General features: G+C 43.0%; 12 protein-coding genes and 1 other annotated feature. Of the genes, 7 read left to right on the top strand and 5 right to left on the bottom strand.

Features of this window, described 5'->3' with window-relative positions; all coding sequences use genetic code 11:
* Positions 1 to 102 precede the first annotated feature (102 nt).
* Positions 103 to 660, bottom strand: coding sequence for a gamma carbonic anhydrase (locus tag D469_RS0102570; protein WP_018921799.1), 558 nt, complete (start codon positions 658 to 660; stop codon positions 103 to 105).
* A gap of 89 nt (positions 661 to 749) precedes the next feature.
* Here D469_RS0102570 and D469_RS0102565 point away from each other — a divergent pair, with 89 nt between their 5' ends.
* Both D469_RS0102565 and D469_RS0102560 read left to right on the top strand, forming a co-directional pair.
* Positions 750 to 1544 carry an alpha/beta hydrolase gene (locus tag D469_RS0102565; protein WP_018921798.1) on the top strand — a complete coding sequence of 265 codons (795 nt, stop codon included), beginning with the start codon at positions 750 to 752 and terminating at the stop codon, positions 1542 to 1544.
* A 57-nt stretch (positions 1545 to 1601) separates the two neighbouring features.
* Complete coding sequence (locus D469_RS0102560) at positions 1602 to 2660, top strand: tetraprenyl-beta-curcumene synthase family protein (RefSeq protein ID WP_018921797.1); 1059 nt, start codon at positions 1602 to 1604, stop codon at positions 2658 to 2660.
* Between the two features lie 228 nt (positions 2661 to 2888).
* Here D469_RS0102560 and D469_RS0102555 read toward each other — a convergent pair whose 3' ends face one another.
* The 3 genes from D469_RS0102555 to mnmL all read right to left on the bottom strand — a co-directional run bounded on the left by D469_RS0102555 (position 2889) and on the right by mnmL (position 5316).
* Positions 2889 to 3542 carry a YczE/YyaS/YitT family protein gene (locus D469_RS0102555; RefSeq protein ID WP_018921796.1) on the bottom strand — a complete coding sequence of 218 codons (654 nt, stop codon included), beginning with the start codon at positions 3540 to 3542 and terminating at the stop codon, positions 2889 to 2891.
* A gap of 236 nt (positions 3543 to 3778) precedes the next feature.
* Positions 3779 to 4354: a tRNA 5-(aminomethyl)-2-thiouridylate-methyltransferase MnmM gene (gene mnmM, locus D469_RS0102550; protein WP_018921795.1), complete on the bottom strand. Its 576-nt coding sequence runs from the start codon at positions 4352 to 4354 to the stop codon at positions 3779 to 3781.
* Positions 4351 to 5316 carry a tRNA modification radical SAM protein MnmL/YtqA gene (gene mnmL / locus D469_RS0102545; protein ID WP_018921794.1) on the bottom strand — a complete coding sequence of 322 codons (966 nt, stop codon included), beginning with the start codon at positions 5314 to 5316 and terminating at the stop codon, positions 4351 to 4353. The genes mnmM and mnmL overlap by 4 nt, the downstream gene beginning before the upstream one ends.
* A 440-nt stretch (positions 5317 to 5756) precedes the next feature.
* Between mnmL and D469_RS0102540 the strand changes: the two genes are divergently transcribed.
* The 3 genes from D469_RS0102540 to D469_RS0102525 all read left to right on the top strand — a co-directional run bounded on the left by D469_RS0102540 (position 5757) and on the right by D469_RS0102525 (position 11311).
* Positions 5757 to 6971 carry an MDR family MFS transporter gene (locus D469_RS0102540; RefSeq protein ID WP_018921793.1) on the top strand — a complete coding sequence of 405 codons (1215 nt, stop codon included), beginning with the start codon at positions 5757 to 5759 and terminating at the stop codon, positions 6969 to 6971.
* A 79-nt stretch (positions 6972 to 7050) separates the two neighbouring features.
* Positions 7051 to 7291, top strand: a binding site (T-box leader).
* A 114-nt stretch (positions 7292 to 7405) separates the two neighbouring features.
* The gene (gene leuS / locus D469_RS0102530) at positions 7406 to 9838 is read left to right on the top strand and encodes a leucine--tRNA ligase (protein WP_018921791.1); all 2433 of its coding nucleotides are present in this window, start codon (positions 7406 to 7408) and stop codon (positions 9836 to 9838) included.
* 114 nt (positions 9839 to 9952) lie between these two features.
* A complete protein-coding gene (locus D469_RS0102525) occupies positions 9953 to 11311 on the top strand; it encodes a hypothetical protein (RefSeq protein WP_018921790.1) in 1359 nt (452 codons plus the stop codon).
* 176 nt (positions 11312 to 11487) lie between these two features.
* On the opposite strand, the gene D469_RS0102520 is transcribed toward D469_RS0102525, so the two are convergent.
* A complete protein-coding gene (locus D469_RS0102520; RefSeq protein WP_018921789.1) occupies positions 11488 to 12762 on the bottom strand; it encodes a BaiN/RdsA family NAD(P)/FAD-dependent oxidoreductase in 1275 nt (424 codons plus the stop codon).
* Positions 12763 to 13502: 740 nt separating this feature from the next.
* Here D469_RS0102520 and D469_RS0102510 point away from each other — a divergent pair.
* Both D469_RS0102510 and D469_RS0102505 read left to right on the top strand, forming a co-directional pair.
* Complete coding sequence (locus D469_RS0102510) at positions 13503 to 13904, top strand: secondary thiamine-phosphate synthase enzyme YjbQ (protein WP_018921787.1); 402 nt, start codon at positions 13503 to 13505, stop codon at positions 13902 to 13904.
* A gap of 444 nt (positions 13905 to 14348) precedes the next feature.
* Positions 14349 to 15974 carry a putative polysaccharide biosynthesis protein gene (locus tag D469_RS0102505; protein ID WP_018921786.1) on the top strand — a complete coding sequence of 542 codons (1626 nt, stop codon included), beginning with the start codon at positions 14349 to 14351 and terminating at the stop codon, positions 15972 to 15974.
* Positions 15975 to 15986: the final 12 nt, after the last annotated feature.

Here is a 15986-nt window from a genome sequence, read left to right as displayed (position 1 = left end):
TATAAGAAAAACCCCGGTCTCCTTTGACTGGGGTTTTCTTATGGTGAACGAATTCGCTAATAAAGAATGAAGTAAACAAAAAACTTGAATGAGGATGATTTCTTATCCTTCTTTTGGAGTTACATCTTCCCGGCTTAACTGCTGCTGGGTCTCTTGTAAATTTTTATAGTATTGGCCACGTTCTACATAGACTTCACGGATCCGTTGCATTTCTTCGATATCGTCCTCGGTTAATTCACGAATTACTTTAGCAGGCTGACCGAAAACAAGCGTGCGCGGAGGGATTGTTTTGCCAGGTGGAATTAAGCTCCCTGCACCGACAAATGCTCCTTCTCCAATTTCGACACCATCCAACACTTGTGCTCCCATGCCAATTAGTGCATTTTTTCGAATAGTACAGCTATGTAACAGCACCTTATGACCTATAGAGACATCATCCTCTAAAATGAGCGGATATTTTGGGCTTTGGTGCAACACACATTGATCTTGGATATTAACGCGTTGGCCGATGAGTGTAGGGGCTACATCGCCTCGTATTACAGTGTTGAACCAAATGTTTGCTTCCTCTCCAACCTTGACATCACCTGTAATCGTGACATAATCAGCTATATAAGCACTTTGTGCAATTTGTGGTGTTTTGTCGCCATACGTATAAAACAACGGCTACTGCTCCTTTCTGTAAGTGATTGGTGTAAGTGTAGCAAAATATTTTGAAAAATGACAGCAGAGCAAGGGAAAGGGGTGCCTGTATGCGAACGTGGGAAGTGGAACAAGCACGTGGAATCGTCATTGTAGTGCATGGAGCAGGTGAGCACCATGGAAGGTATAAATGGTTGATAGATCAGTTTCAACAACAGCGTTTTCATGTTATAAGCGGGGACCTTCCTGGTTTTGGCCGGACACGAGGCAAGCGCGGCCACGTTGAACATTTTGACCAATATATTGATACAGTGTACAGCTGGTATAAAGAAGCAGAGCAATTTTCGTTGCCGATTTATTTAGTGGGTCATAGTATGGGTGGTCTTGCCGTTGTTCAGACAGCTCTGTATAAATATATGGACATAACAGGTATTATTTTGTCTTCTCCTTGCTTTGGCTTGTATACCAACCCTAATAAAGCAGTGGCGGTTACTGGCAAAGTATTGCACCGGATTCTTCCGGGTTTCAGCGTGAAAAGCAGGATTACTGCCGAGTCTATTACAAGAGATCCATCGATTCGTGCTGAATTTATCAAGGATCAGTACCGTGTTTCTACTGTAACTCTCCGCTGGTATAATGAATTGCTTAGAGCGATAAGAGAAAGTTTTGAATATGCGAATCAGTTTCCTGATATACCACTTCTTGTTATGCAAGCAGGGGACGATTTTGTGGTTGATGCCCACCGGACGAATGAGTGGTTCAACGCTTTATGGATTTCTGACCGTTCGTTTAAACGTTTTCCAGAGTTATACCATGAATTGTTTAATGAGCCTGAAAAACATGATGTTTTTGAATACATGATGACATTTATCGATGCAAGACTGTCGGTATCTGCCACAATATGATACTCTTTGTCGAGAGTTATTATTGTTCGAACTGAAGGCAGGAGAAGGAGGCGCAAAGTGAAAGTACCAACTCAATCATGGACGTTACTATATAAGATGAACAAAAGGATTATCCCAGAGGTTCATAAAGAAATTGAACGATGGAAAGAACAAGCAGTAAATATTCCGGATCCGTTATTTAAGGAACAGGCAATGCATTGCTTAACCGAAAAGACTTTTCATTGTGAAGGCGGGGGCTCGTATGCATTACTTGCTCCAAGTGGGAGAAAAAATGTCATTCGTTTTATTGTAGCGTACCAAACAATTGCGGATTATTTAGATAATCTGTGTGATAAAAGTGAATCGCAGGACCCTGATGATTTTCGGGCACTCCATGAAGCGATGGAGCAAGCATTGCACCCTGACATGGAGCAGACGGATTATTACCGCTACCGCAACCATCAGGGCGACAACGGCTTTTTAGTGGGACTTGTTGAGACCTGTCAGCAAGCACTTTTAAAATTGCCTGGTTTTTATGATGTGCAAAATCAAATGGAGGATTTGTCCCGTTACTATCGAGATTTACAAGTCTACAAACATGTTCGTGAAGAAGACAGGATCCCCCTATTAAAAGAGTGGTTTGAAGGAGAAGAAGCTAAGTTCCCTGGCATGCACTGGTTTGAATTTGCTGCTAGTACTGGCTCTACCTTAGGTGTATATTCTCTGGCTGGATATGCCTCACAAGGAAAGATGGCTGAAAATAAAGCAACTTTGATTAAAAATGGTTATTTTCCATGGGTGCAAGGTTTTCATATTTTACTTGATTACTTTATAGATCAAGAAGAAGACTTAAAAGATGGGGAATTGAACTTCTGTTTTTATTATGAAAATGAAGATCATTTAGTGGAGCGGTTTACGTACTTTAAAGCGCAAGCAGAAAAGCACTTACAACGTCTTCCGGATGCAGAATTTCATAAGTTGCTAAATCGTGGAATCATGGCTCTTTACCTTGCTGATGAAAAGGTGCAGAAACAAAAAGAAGTGAAAGAAACGGCTAAACGCTTTGTACGTTTAGGAGGCTTACCGACGATCTTCTTTTATGTGAACAGCTGGATGTTTAGAAAAAACTATTCATAATAAAAGGCTGTCATCGTAAACATACTTGTTTGTTTCGCTACCTATAAGAAGCAAAAGGCGGTACTATTGCTGTGATGAAAGCATCCGCCTGTAGTGAATTCAAAGTGTCACCCCGTTACTAAGTAGCAACCGTTTAAAAAAGCCGATTTCAGGTGAGAAGACCTGAAATCGGTTTTTTTTACGCGGCAGCAAATAAGAAAGAAATATCAGGCAAGGCTGATCGATTGACTATTCATATACTTCGTCCCAAGCTGTTTCTTCCCAGATCACTTCTTCATGGAAATCAGGAAAAACGACTAGTAGCTTTTCATGCCAGAATTGAATGATAGGGCCTAATGTAAAAGCTACAATGATGGTGCCAACACCTACTGGACCACCGATAAGCAAACCACCTGTGGCGGCTCCTATTGCCACCAGAGTCTGTGACGTACGTATACTAAATTGAAAGCGTTGACTGATAGCTAAAAATAGCTGATCCACTGGGGCACGAGGGAACATCGGCAAAATGTACAAAGCAACTCCCAGGCCGATTAATAGCAAGCCGCCAGCAAATGTACCAACCTGCAAGTACAAGGGGGCCTGTGCTAAATTAAGACCAGCAAAAACAATTTCAAGCCAGAAATCATATATAAAACTCTCTAACACGAGCGGAATAAGGGCGGCAACTTCAGGTCGTGCGCCCATTAGATGAGCATTTACAAAAATAAATATAAATTGGAAAATACCGTACCATAAACCAGCAGTCCCCCCAACCAAGTCAGCTAGACCGACAAAGAGTGCTGACCAAAAGCCAGTTCCTAAGGTGGAGTGGATGACAAGCGCTACCCCGAAAAAATTGATTAGCATTCCAATGGAATATAAGAGCACACGAGAAAAAAGCATGTATAATCACCTCCGGGCGAGTTGTAGTTATTTATTTAAACATAATCAGTTTAATAGTCTCTATATGGCGTAAGAGGAATTGTAAACCGAATTAATCATGTTTGGCAAGCGGTGAATACAAAAAATTTTGTACAGACTGAATAGATGTCTGCCCTTCCCCACAAAAAAACCGCCCATGATGGACGGTTTTAGCAGATAGGAAAACTTTTTATGTTTATGAAAGTGATCAGGAGTATCTACCCTTTTCGTTCCATGATTAACAAAAAGGGAGGATTGTTAGTTTGGTTCATAAATTCATATTTGGCGACTTGTATGTCAACCGGGTTTAATGATTGGACATAGCTCATTAATTCGTCGCGTTCTTGTTTACCTTCTTCATGGCCGTGATAAACGACTAAAAGGATAACGGAGCCAGGAGAGAGGGATGATTTCAGTGTTTGTAAGGCAGTAATCGTAGTATCAGCTGTAGTAACAATGGATTTATCCCCGCCTGGCAAATACCCCAGGTTAAAAATAGCGGCTTTTACCTGAGGCCATTCTTCCTGATCTATTTTCTTTTTCAGTTGTTCATGTCCAGCATGATGCAGATTGACCCGCGAATAAACTTCGTGTTCTTGAAGCTTTTGAGTGGTGTTCGTTAGAGCTTGTTCTTGAATATCAAAGCTATGGACGCGGCCTTTTTCTCCAACTAAAGAAGCCAAATAAAGAGTGTCATGCCCATTTCCGGCTGTCGCATCGATAGCCGTGTCCCCAGGTTGAATAAGTTGACTTAATAAATGATGGACGAAGGGAAGGATGTCGTAGTACTTCACGTCATCGGCACCTCATTAGCAACATAGCGTTTGCCTTGCCAGCTTTCTCTGCGTTCTAATTCACGATCAATGGCTGTTAACACTTCAAATTTGTTCATGCTCCACATCGGACCAATCAGCATTTCATTCGGAGCGTCACCAGTTAAGCGGTGAATAACCACATGAGGAGGGATTCGCTCAATTTGGTCTACTACGAGCGAAACATAATCTTCGAAACTAAGGAATTCAACAAGACCTTGTTCGTACTGTTTTACCATAGGCGTTTGTTTCATGAGATGGAGCAAATGGATTTTTATGCCTTGAATATCTAACTTCATTAATTCGTCTACGGTTTCAATCATCATTTCGTTCGTTTCTAGCGGCAGCCCGTTAATGATGTGAGAACAGACCCGAATGCCGTGGGCTCTTAATTTGTTAACGCCTTCTACATAACATTCATAATCATGGGCTCGGTTAATAAGGTTAGCTGTTCGTTCATGGACGGTCTGGAGTCCTAATTCGACCCACAAGTAAGTTCGTTCATTTAACTCGGCTAGATAATCGATTACATCATCAGGCAGACAATCAGGCCGAGTGGCAATGGATAAACCTACGACACCCTCTTGTTCCAAAATCACTTCATACATTTCTCTTAATGTTTCTACAGGAGCATACGTATTAGAAAAGGCCTGGAAGTACCCAATGTATTTTCCTGATTTCCACTTTTTATGTGAACGTGCTTTGATTTGTTGAAATTGCGTAACCAAGTCGTCTTTACGGTCTCCGGCAAAGTCTCCTGAGCCTCTGGCGCTGCAAAACGTACATCCGCCGGTGGCCACATTTCCGTCTCTGTTTGGACAATCAAAACCACCATCTAATGGGATTTTCATGACCTTTTCACCGAAATGTGCCCTGAAATGGTGATTTAAGGTATGGTATCTTTTATCTCCCCACATAAGTGGAGAAGCTTCGTTCGACTGCATCTAGAAATCCTCGCTTTCTAACGTTAAGCCTTGCTTGAAAAGGCTGGTTGTTTATCAAGATATAAAAAATTAAGGATGTTTTTAAAAGTTATGGCCTTAATTAAGGTGCCGTTCTAGAGTAGCGTTGATATTTCGTCTATGGCCCCTTTTCGCGGGTGACTCTCGAGTGTCCTCAGGCTGATGCCCTGCGGGGTCTCACCAGGCTAGCTTTTATCTCCCAGGAGGACCGGCTATGTCCGGCCTATAAACGAGCAATATCATCAACGTTCTTCAACAGCATTAATATTAATAAGCACCTTTGCCCAAGTTCTTTCATTTTAGCACGGGTCTCTTTATATACAAAGGAGGAGTAAAGTTTCGGAGGTTTGCCTGTATTATCTTGTGCTTTTAAAAGGATTCTTCTACAATTGGTTCGGGAATCGAAATAGGGGGAAGAGAGAATGCCCAAAGTTTTATGGCTGCTTATTATAGGAATGGCTTCAAACGTTACCGCTGTGTCGTTTTTATGGCCTTTAAATACAATCTTTATTCACCAGGAGTTAGGGCAGCCTTTATCTCTTGCCGGCTTCGTGTTAATGGTTAATGCCGGTGCCGGCGTAATAGGTAGTTTGATTGGCGGGAGATTATTTGACCAAATCGGCGGGTATCGAACAATTCTGCTCGGCCTTGGCATAGCGCTGATCGCTGCTTTTCTGTTGGCGATGTATCATGATTATTATCAATATATGTTGTTTTTAGCAGGCATTGGATTTGGAGGAGGCATGACGTTCCCCGCTTTTTATGCTTTAGCAGGTTCTGTCTGGCCTGAAGGCGGCCGCCGCCCCTTTAATGCCATGTATGTTGCACAAAACATCGGCGTGGCTGCCGGCACAGCGTTAGCAGGTGTTGTTGCTACCTTTAACATTCAGAACATCTTCATGGCGAATGGTCTTTCGTATATTTTATTATTCCTGTTTGTGTTAATAAGCTTTCGCTCAATACGGGTGAATCAGGTTTCTGCTTCTTCAACCACTGAAAAAGAGAAGCAAGCTCCAAGCTTAAAGGTGACACTTTTACCATTGCTGCTGTTATGTGGTGGCTTCTTGATTTGCTGGATTGCTTATGTGCAGTGGCAGTCCAATGTTTCGGTACACATTCAAGAGCTCGGCATTCCGTTATCTAGCTACAGTATACTCTGGACAGTAAATGGAATTATGATTGTGGCGATGCAGCCAGTGATGGCTTATGTAGTAAGGCATTGGGTAACTAGTTTAAAAGCCCAATTGTATACCGGTCTCATTATCTTTGTGATCTCGTTTAGTGTTCTTTCACAAGCTGAAGTTTTTACAGCCTTTCTTGCAGCTATGATGATTCTTACGATTGGTGAACTATTTGTGTGGCCTGCAGTACCTACAGTCGCTCATAAATTGGCGCCAACGGGGAAAGCAGGTTTTTATCAAGGGATTGTGAATAGTGTGGCCACTGGCGGCCGAATGATAGGGCCTCTCTTTGGAGGATTGGTCGTTGATTTGTTTAATATGACAATCCTTTTTGGGACGTTGCTTGCGTTATTTAGTCTGGCTTTTCTGGCGGTATGGATTTTTGACCTTCCTCTAAAACGGAGAGGGCAATCGATAGAAGAGCCTGAGCCCACCCAGTCAGAAGCAGTTGGTTAATTGGAAAAAATGAATGTTAGGCGTGTTTACCTTGACATTCGTGCTGGATATTTCTAAAATGTAGGTTATAGATCATCGCATAATAACTTGGATGAGGAGTAGTAGGCTCAACGCTTGGGGTCCAGAGAACTGGCGGTAGCTGTAAGCCAGGCGAAAGCGGGAGTTGAACTCGCCTCGGAGTTGCAAAAGGGAATAGTAGTACTTTTTGCCGTGATCCGCGTTAAGGATTGAAGCGGGTCGTCTATCTTTTTCAGGTAGACGCCAAATTGGGTGGTACCGCGGGAAGACTAACGAATAATTCATAGCCTCTCGTCCCTCGTCAGAATAGTGGCAGGGATGGGAGGCTTTTATACTGAATGTAAATGACAACACCCTGCGTTATCATGAAAAGCAGTTTAAGACTCACTGTGGCAAAGAAAAAGGAGGACAATTTCATGGCATACCCTCATCAGGAGATTGAACAAAAATGGCAATCCTTTTGGGAAAAAGAACGTATTTTCAAAACAGAAGACCCGAAAGGCAATGAACATAAACCGAAATATTATGCTCTAGATATGTTTCCATATCCTTCGGGCTCCGGACTGCATGTCGGGCACCCTGAAGGTTATACAGCAACAGATATTTTATCGCGAATGAAGCGCATGCAAGGTTATCATGTTTTGCATCCGATGGGGTGGGATGCGTTTGGTCTTCCGGCTGAACAGTACGCGCTCGATACAAATAAGCATCCTCGCGAGTTTACCCAAGCGAATATTGATAACTTCCGCCGTCAGATCAAATCCCTTGGCTTTTCTTACGATTGGGACCGGGAGATCGATACGACCGATCCTGCGTATTATAAATGGACACAGTGGATTTTTATTCAATTATATAAGCAAGGGCTTGCTTATATTGATGAAGTGCCGGTAAATTGGTGCCCGGCGCTTGGCACTGTACTTGCCAACGAAGAGGTCGTAGATGGGGTCAGTGAACGCGGGGGCCATCCGGTAGAACGACGCCCGATGCGGCAGTGGATGTTGAAAATTACAGAGTATGCTGATCGTTTGCTTGAGGATTTAGAAGAACTGGATTGGCCGGAGAGTATTAAAGACATGCAACGTAATTGGATTGGTCGCTCTGAAGGAGCTACAATCACGTTCGCTATTGATGGAAGCGAAGAAACATTTACAGCGTTTACGACTCGTCCGGATACACTTTTTGGAGCTACTTACTGTGTATTTGCGCCAGAGCACGAACTTGTAAATAAAATTGTAAGTGAAGAACAAAAAGAAGCAGTGGCAGCTTATCAGGATGAGGTTGGTTCAAAAAGTGAACTAGAGCGGACAGAGCTTGCCAAAGAAAAAACAGGCGTATTTACGGGAGCTCACGCGATTAACCCGGCTAATGGCGAAAAAATGCCGATCTGGATTGCAGACTACGTGCTTGCAAGCTACGGAAGCGGAGCGATCATGGCAGTGCCTGGGCATGATGAAAGAGACTACGAATTCGCACAAAAATTTGGCCTGCCGATCCGCGAAGTTGTCGAAGGTGGCGACATTGAAAAAGAAGCCTACGTGGAAGACGGACCGCACGTAAACTCTGATTTTTTAAATGGACTTCATACTGATGAAGCCATTGAAACAATGATTCAATGGCTGGAAGAACAAAATATCGGTAATAAAGAAGTCACGTATCGCTTAAGAGATTGGTTGTTTAGCCGCCAGCGTTATTGGGGCGAGCCCATCCCAGTGATTCATTGGGAAGATGGGTCCATGTCGACGGTGCCTGAAGAAGAGCTTCCACTTGAACTGCCAAATATGGATGAATTCAAACCGTCAGGTACGGGTGAATCGCCGCTTGCTAATGCAACAGACTGGGTTGAAGTAACTGACCCGGAAACAGGCATGAAAGGCCGGCGCGAGACCAATACGATGCCGCAGTGGGCAGGAAGCTGCTGGTATTACTTACGCTTTATTGACCCAACCAATACTGAAGAACTGGCTGCGCCGGAAAAGCTTGCTCACTGGCTTCCGGTGGACATTTATATCGGTGGTGCAGAGCATGCCGTGCTTCACCTGCTTTATGCACGTTTTTGGCACAAGGTGTTGTATGACATCGGCGTAGTCCCTACGAAAGAGCCGTTCCAACGCCTTTACAACCAGGGCATGATTCTTGGGGAAAACAATGAGAAGATGAGTAAATCTAAAGGGAACGTTGTCAATCCAGATGACATTTTAGAAACGCACGGAGCAGATACGCTTCGTTTGTATGAAATGTTTATGGGACCTTTGGATGCTTCCATTGCTTGGTCAACCAATGGACTGGATGGAGCCCGCCGCTTTTTGGACCGGGTATGGCGCTTAGTCGTAGCCGAGGACGGGAAGGCATTACGTTCTACTATTCAAGCGGAAAATGAAGCTAGTGAGGATATGACACGTACCTATCATGAAACTGTCCAGAAAGTAACGGAACACTTTACCAATCTTCGTTTTAATACAGGCATCAGTCAACTGATGGTATTTGTAAACGATGCTTATAAAGAAGACACACTATCAAAAGAGCAAATAGAAGGCTTTGTTAAAATGCTTGCACCCGTCGCTCCTCATCTCACTGAAGAGCTTTGGTCCGTACTTGGTCATAACGAAACAATCGGTTACGAAGCATGGCCGACGTATGATGAAGCTTATCTTGTAACTGACGAAGTGGAAGTCGTCGTGCAAATTAACGGAAAAGTGCGCAGCAAGCTTGTAGTATCAGCTGAAGCAAGCAAAGAAGAACTTGAAGAAGCAGCATTTGAAGATGAGAAGATTAAAGAACAGATCGAAGGGAAAACCATTCGAAAAGTAATTGCTGTACCAGGCAAGCTTGTGAACATCGTAGCGAATTAAATCGAAGTTCGCAGGAAGCCATTCTCTCCCCAGGAGAGAGTGGCTTTCTTTTCGTAGGGTCAGATGATAGGCAGTTTGTAGGAGTTAGGGATTTGGCAATAGAGGAGTAATAGCATGAACAAATTTTCAATTGGTTACTTATACTTAACAGTGCTCGGCCTTTATCTAATTGATATGTTTCTTGGCTCGGAAGTATTAACCTATATGGCAGGAGTGCTAGCAATCCCAGCGCTTCTGATTTCTTTTGTCGGAGCCACCAAGTTGTTTCGGTTGTTGGGCACTCTGTTTGTAAGTGCGGGGGTTATCTTTTTCTTGTGGGGAAATGTCAGCGTGCTAGAACTACCTCAACTGATGACGAATAATCTTTCACTCTTAGCTTTTTTAGCCATGCTTCCTTGGATGCAGAGTGTCGTTAGAGCAGGGCGGTTTGACCGCCGCATTAATCAACTCCTGCAAGCACGGGTTAAAGATTTAGGTAGGTTGTATACACGTAGTTTAGGCACTACGTATTTATTAGTAGCTTTCATTAATCTATCTGCAATTCCACTTATCCAGGATGTGCTCAAACAAAATTTAGCTCATTTTTCAAAGGCAGTACGGGATGATTTCATTTCTCGTACAACATTACGGGGTTTTGCTTTGGTTTTAGCTTGGAGCCCGATGGAAATTATGGTGGCTATTACAGTGGATACCACCGGAGTAAGCTTTTTAGAATACCTGCCGTGGCTGTTGCTTATCTCTGGGATAGTGCTCATTTTAGACGGAATTATTGGCCAGCGCTTTCGCCGGGTGGCCTACGAGCCGAATGGCGCAGCGCTGACAAAAACAATTAATCCACTAGAAATGACTAAACGTATTTTTCAGCTTTCGGTCGCCTTGACTGCATTTTTATTCTTAGTGGTGGGGATCGGAAATCTTACCGGGCTGTCATTTATTATCACAGTCACCTTGGTTATTTTTCCATTTGCGGTGGTCTGGGCCATATTAATAAAGCGGATACGCTCCTTTTGGACCATAGGTGCAAAAACGTGGTGGTTCCGTTTAAACAACATGCAAAACTTCGTCGTGTTATTTGTAGCGCTCGGATTCTTTTCAGGCAGCTTGAATGAGACACCTTTTTTAGGCATGATTCAAGAACCGTTTATGTTAGCTGCAAATCAGCCTTTGGTGGTGCTGCTGTTTATTCAATTTACCTTTTTAGCCATGGCTATGATTGGGATGCATCCAATTGCCACCATTGGAATATTGCAAGAAGTCGTAGTTCCGCTCTATGAAACAATGAATCCTATGAGCATTGGTATTGTTTTTATAACTAGTTCGTTATCCACAGCTTCGGTAGGGACGTATGGAATTACGGTGACGATGACCTCACAGGCAACCGAACAAAATCCATACCTAATTACGCTGAAAAATATGCCTTTTGCTCTCTTGTATGGCGGGGTAGGAACCATAATAGGCTGGTTATTAATTTGATTCTTAAGGATAATTGTTTTTGTTTGAGTTGTTAATAACTTCTGAATAACAGTGGATAAGTAAGTGGATAAAAAGAGAGGTTATGCACAGGGTGGCAAAGAGCGCTTTATAACAGAGGTTTTATTAATTCACAACCTGTGTATAAGCAAAGGTGTTTATCCACAGGTTGTGAATGGTTATTGAATAAATGGTTGAAGAGTTTCGGCCGCGGCTTTTCCTGAAGCATAGCCAGTAGAAAAAGCACAAGTAATATTGTAGCCACCAGTATAAGCGTGAATATCTAGTAGTTCTCCGCAAAAGTAAAGACCGTCTTTCTTTTTTGAACCGAGGGTTTTGGGATGTACTTCTTTAATAGAAACACCTCCGCCAGTAACGAACGCTTCTTCAATGGAAAGCGTACCATCGGCCGCAATAGGAAAACGGGTAAAGAAGTGAGCTAGTTGGCGCAGGCTTTCGTTTGCTACCTGCTCCGTGCGGGTATCAGAAGGAATACTGCTTTTTTTTAAAAGAAGCAGCAACAAACGCTCAGGCGCCCAAGCTTTTAACACATTTTTAATAGACTTTTGCCCTTGGTCTTTTTTGAGAGTGACTAGTTGTTGAAATAATGACTCTTCCTTTGCTTCAGGATAGAGAGAAAGCAAAAGAGTAACGAGATTGTCAGGTTTTTTCTTCCGTTCTTTAACAACATATTGGCTGCACCGTAACACAATCGGCCCGGAAATCCCAAAATGGGTAAATATCATATCGCCACGATGAGTGATTACGGTTTTCCCTTTATGGTTAGTTACAGATAATGCAACATCTTGGAGGGACAAGCCCTGCAATTCTTTGGACTGAATAAAGTCGTCCGGGGAAGTGATTGGTACTTCAGTTGGGTAAAGATCTGTAATTGTATGTCCTGCTTTAACGGCCCAAGGATAACCATCTCCCGTGCTCCCTGTATGAGGTACAGATTTGCCACCTGTAGCTAGTATGACAGCATCTGCTTCCCGTTGGGTACCATCTGCTAATTGAACACCTTTAATACGGTCTTCATCCATCAATAAATCGTGAACTTCAGTTTTGGTAAGCATGGTTACGCCAAGCTCTTCAAGTTTATCCAAGAGAGTTCTTACAACGGTTACAGCTTTATCATTTACTGGGAACATGCGGCCCATATCTTCTTCTTTCAAGGGAATCCCCATATCTTCAAAGAAGGAAATAATATCTTCATTATTGAAGATAGAAAAGGGGCTGTGCATAAATTTTCCGTTCCCGGGAATGTGTTTAATTAATTCATCTAAGGCCATCCGATTTGTAACGTTACAACGGCCACCTCCTGAAATAGCTAGCTTTCGTCCAAGCTTTTTACCTTTATCTAATAAGGTTACGTTTGCTCCGTGTTGAGCAGCTGATATAGCCGCCATAAGACCGGCTGGGCCGCCACCAACTACAATGACTTCCGTTTGCATCTTCGTAAGTCTCCTTTCTTTTATATAGGCGCTGTAAAGGTGACGATTGTTAGGTGCTCGTTGGTTTTCTATACGAGGCATGTTCACCATATCAATGAACAGAGGATAGTACTTTAACATGGAAATTGATAGCACACAGGGTTGATTTAAAAGTGTGCTGTAGAAATAGGTGGAAGCGTCACTAGCGTTGCAAAACTGTCCACAGGTACTTCAAACGTTAAGAAGCAACCAACTATAGGGGGTTCGTCCTTTGCTTCAGGCGGATGCTTTCCACGGGCAACGCTTCAGCCTCCTCATGAGCAAAATCCGCTCATTGCGGGGTCTTCAACTGTTGCTTTGCCCGGTGAACTCGCCGCCATTCGCTTCTTATAAGTTTTCTATAACACGAATGATGAAAACCGTTCCCCCCCCTGTTATTTTCACCTGTTTTCAAAAGAGGGAGGGCACTCTGCTTCTAAAGGATGAGATGATATGTTTAGCGAGCGCACTCCACGATACTCCCTCCGGAAAAACGGGCGGGAGAGACCCCGCAAAGCAAGGTTCAAGGAGGCAAGGTGGAGGAAGCCGATAAACAAACAAAACTAGAAGCACATGATAACCGGCACTCCTTGTGGATACATTTGCAAGGCTAGTATGGAAGCATCTCTTATATAAATACACCTCGCTTGCATTTTTTAATCATAGCAAAGTTAGAGCAAGATTGAAAAATTGCAAGCAGGTATACTAAAGGAGGAATTGTAGTGTTAGAAAAAATTCATGTAGAAACCAAACAACGAGATGAGATGGTTGACATCACAAATGATGTGAATAAGATTGTTCATAAAGCAGGAATGAAAACAGGCGTAGTCACAGTTCAATCCATGCATACGACAGCTGGATTGACTGTTAATGAAAATGCAGACCCTGATGTGAAAACAGATATGATTCGACGCTTTGATGAAATTTATCCGTGGACACATTCTAAGGATCTGCATGGAGAAGGAAACACAGCAGCTCATATGAAAACCAGTACAGTTGGACCATCGCAAACGATTATTGTAGAAAATGGCAAGCTTCTTTTAGGAACGTGGCAGGGCATTTATTTCTGTGAGTTTGATGGGCCACGTAGACGCACAATTTATGTGAAAACTATAAGCGACTAAGTCGCATGCGGTAAAGCAGCAAGAGGTTCTCACGCATTTATGCGGGACGCTGAGGGGTGGCGGACATTGATTCATTAGGTTTGCAAAACTGTCCACAGGTTCTAAACCTTTAGATAAATATTCAATATAGTGGTTTCAGTTCTTCTCTTCAGGTGGACGCTTTCACCACAGGCACAAGCTAGACATTGGCTTGGTCTTTACTTCGGTTGACCTCGCCCGTGTCTTCTTTGGTGCAGCAACGCTTGCACGCAGGGATACCGCCCTGTGATTTTCAGGTACTTGCTTTCTCAATGGAGCCGTTGCCTTTCGCGCCTTTTGTGTTAACACCGGTTTGGCATGTTTTATCAAAGCAAGGCCTTGCACTTCTGCTATTTTTCGTCAGGGGAGAGTTTGTGTGTTAAAATTCGTACGTGTAACGGTATTAAATGAAAGAAGGTACACGACATGGCAGAAGATAATAAATTAATTCGCGGCACAATGATTTTGACGCTTGCGACCTTTATCTCCAAAACATTAGGACTTGTTTACATTTTTCCTTTTACTGCGCTGGTTGGTCAACAAGGGTTGGCGTTGTATACATATGGTTATTTGCCTTATACCGTATTATTAAGTATGGCCACCATGGGCGTGCCGATGGCGGTTTCTAAATTTGTGTCAAAGTATCAAGCACTGGGCGATTATCGGACGGGCTACCGCTTGTTTCGTTCTGGTTTGCTTATTATGTCGGTTACGGGCTTCATAGCATTTTTGCTCTTGTTTTTGTTTGCCCCTGTAATTGCCGGCTGGATTATATCGAACCCTGACGAATTAGAAGGTAACCAGATGTCTGATGTAGTCTTCACCATTAGGATGGTAAGCACTGCTTTATTGGTAATCCCAGTGATGTCAATTATTAGAGGCTACTTTCAAGGGTTCCAGTCCATGGGACCTACAGCTGTATCTCAAGTGATCGAACAAATCATTCGCATTATGTTTATTTTAGTTATGACATTTTTTATTCTACACATTCTCGAAGGTACACTTGGAACAGCGGTCGGCTTCGCTGTATTCGGAGCTTTTATCGGTGGAATAGCTTCACTTTTTGTACTACTGGCATTTTGGCGAAAACGAAGGAGTCATATCCACGCTGAAATTGCGAATGGTACAGTAGATCATGAACTTAAACTGCCCGCTATGTACAAAGAGTTGGTCTTATATGCTATCCCGTTTTCTATTGTTGGGTTAGCTATTCCATTGTTTCAGTTTATAGATTTATTTAGTTTTAATGATGCTATGATCGCTTCAGGAGCCACTCAAGGTGAAGCAGAAACGGCTTACGGAATCTTTGCGCAGTCTGCTCACAAATTAATTTTGATTCCGATGGCGCTCGCCACTGCGATGTCTATTAATTTAATTCCTTCGATAACGAACGCTTATACAGAAGGAAACGAAGATAAACTACATGCCCAAATGAGGCAGGCTTTTCAAATTATACTGTTTTTAACCGTGCCGGCAGTCGTTGGTTTATCCTTGCTCTCCTATCCTGCATTTGGTACGTTATTTGGCCTAGAAGATGTAGCTTTAGGCGGAGAAATTTTACGTCATTATGCTCCAATCGCTATCTTTTTTGCGATCTTTTCGGTAACAGCTGCCATGCTGCAAGGCTTGCAGCGGCAAAAATACGCGGTTATCGCTCTTATTGCAGGGTTATTGGTAAAGCTTATTATTAATTACGGAATGATTTACGTTTTTGGCCCCCTTGGCGGAGTCTATGCCACTTATATCGGCTACGGAGTGGCAATTGCCGTTGCGATTTGGGCTATTCGGAAGTTTACCGGCTTTGAATTTGGCCTGTTGGTCAGAAGAGGCTTGTTGATCACCGGCTTTTCATTTGCGATGGCAATCGCGGTTTGGATTGTAAGCTCTGGAGCTGTGGAATTCTTTGGGCTTACGGCCTGGACGGATTATTTGCTCGTTTTAATCTTTGGCGTTTTGACCGGTGCCTTGTTATATTTGTTGCTTACTTTTAGAACGGGCCTTGCAGGAAAAGTGCTGGGGAACCGCTTCTCCTTTTTAAAGAAAGACGAATAAAGTATTCTTGGG

Source organism: Salsuginibacillus kocurii DSM 18087 (assembly GCF_000377705.1).
GTDB lineage: Bacteria > Bacillota > Bacilli > Bacillales > Marinococcaceae > Salsuginibacillus > Salsuginibacillus kocurii.
This window is presented reverse-complemented; position numbering and strand designations above follow the sequence as displayed.

Coding starts and splice junctions, on each gene's coding strand:
- D469_RS0102565 (WP_018921798.1), top strand. CDS start 750: ATGCGAACGTGGGAAGTGGAACAAGCACGTGGAATCGTCATTGTAGTG.
- D469_RS0102555 (WP_018921796.1), bottom strand. CDS start 3,542: ATGCTTTTTTCTCGTGTGCTCTTATATTCCATTGGAATGCTAATCAAT.
- mnmL (WP_018921794.1), bottom strand. CDS start 5,316: ATGCAGTCGAACGAAGCTTCTCCACTTATGTGGGGAGATAAAAGATAC.
- D469_RS0102540 (WP_018921793.1), top strand. CDS start 5,757: ATGCCCAAAGTTTTATGGCTGCTTATTATAGGAATGGCTTCAAACGTT.
- leuS (WP_018921791.1), top strand. CDS start 7,406: ATGGCATACCCTCATCAGGAGATTGAACAAAAATGGCAATCCTTTTGG.
- D469_RS0102525 (WP_018921790.1), top strand. CDS start 9,953: ATGAACAAATTTTCAATTGGTTACTTATACTTAACAGTGCTCGGCCTT.
- D469_RS0102520 (WP_018921789.1), bottom strand. CDS start 12,762: ATGCAAACGGAAGTCATTGTAGTTGGTGGCGGCCCAGCCGGTCTTATG.
- D469_RS0102505 (WP_018921786.1), top strand. CDS start 14,349: ATGGCAGAAGATAATAAATTAATTCGCGGCACAATGATTTTGACGCTT.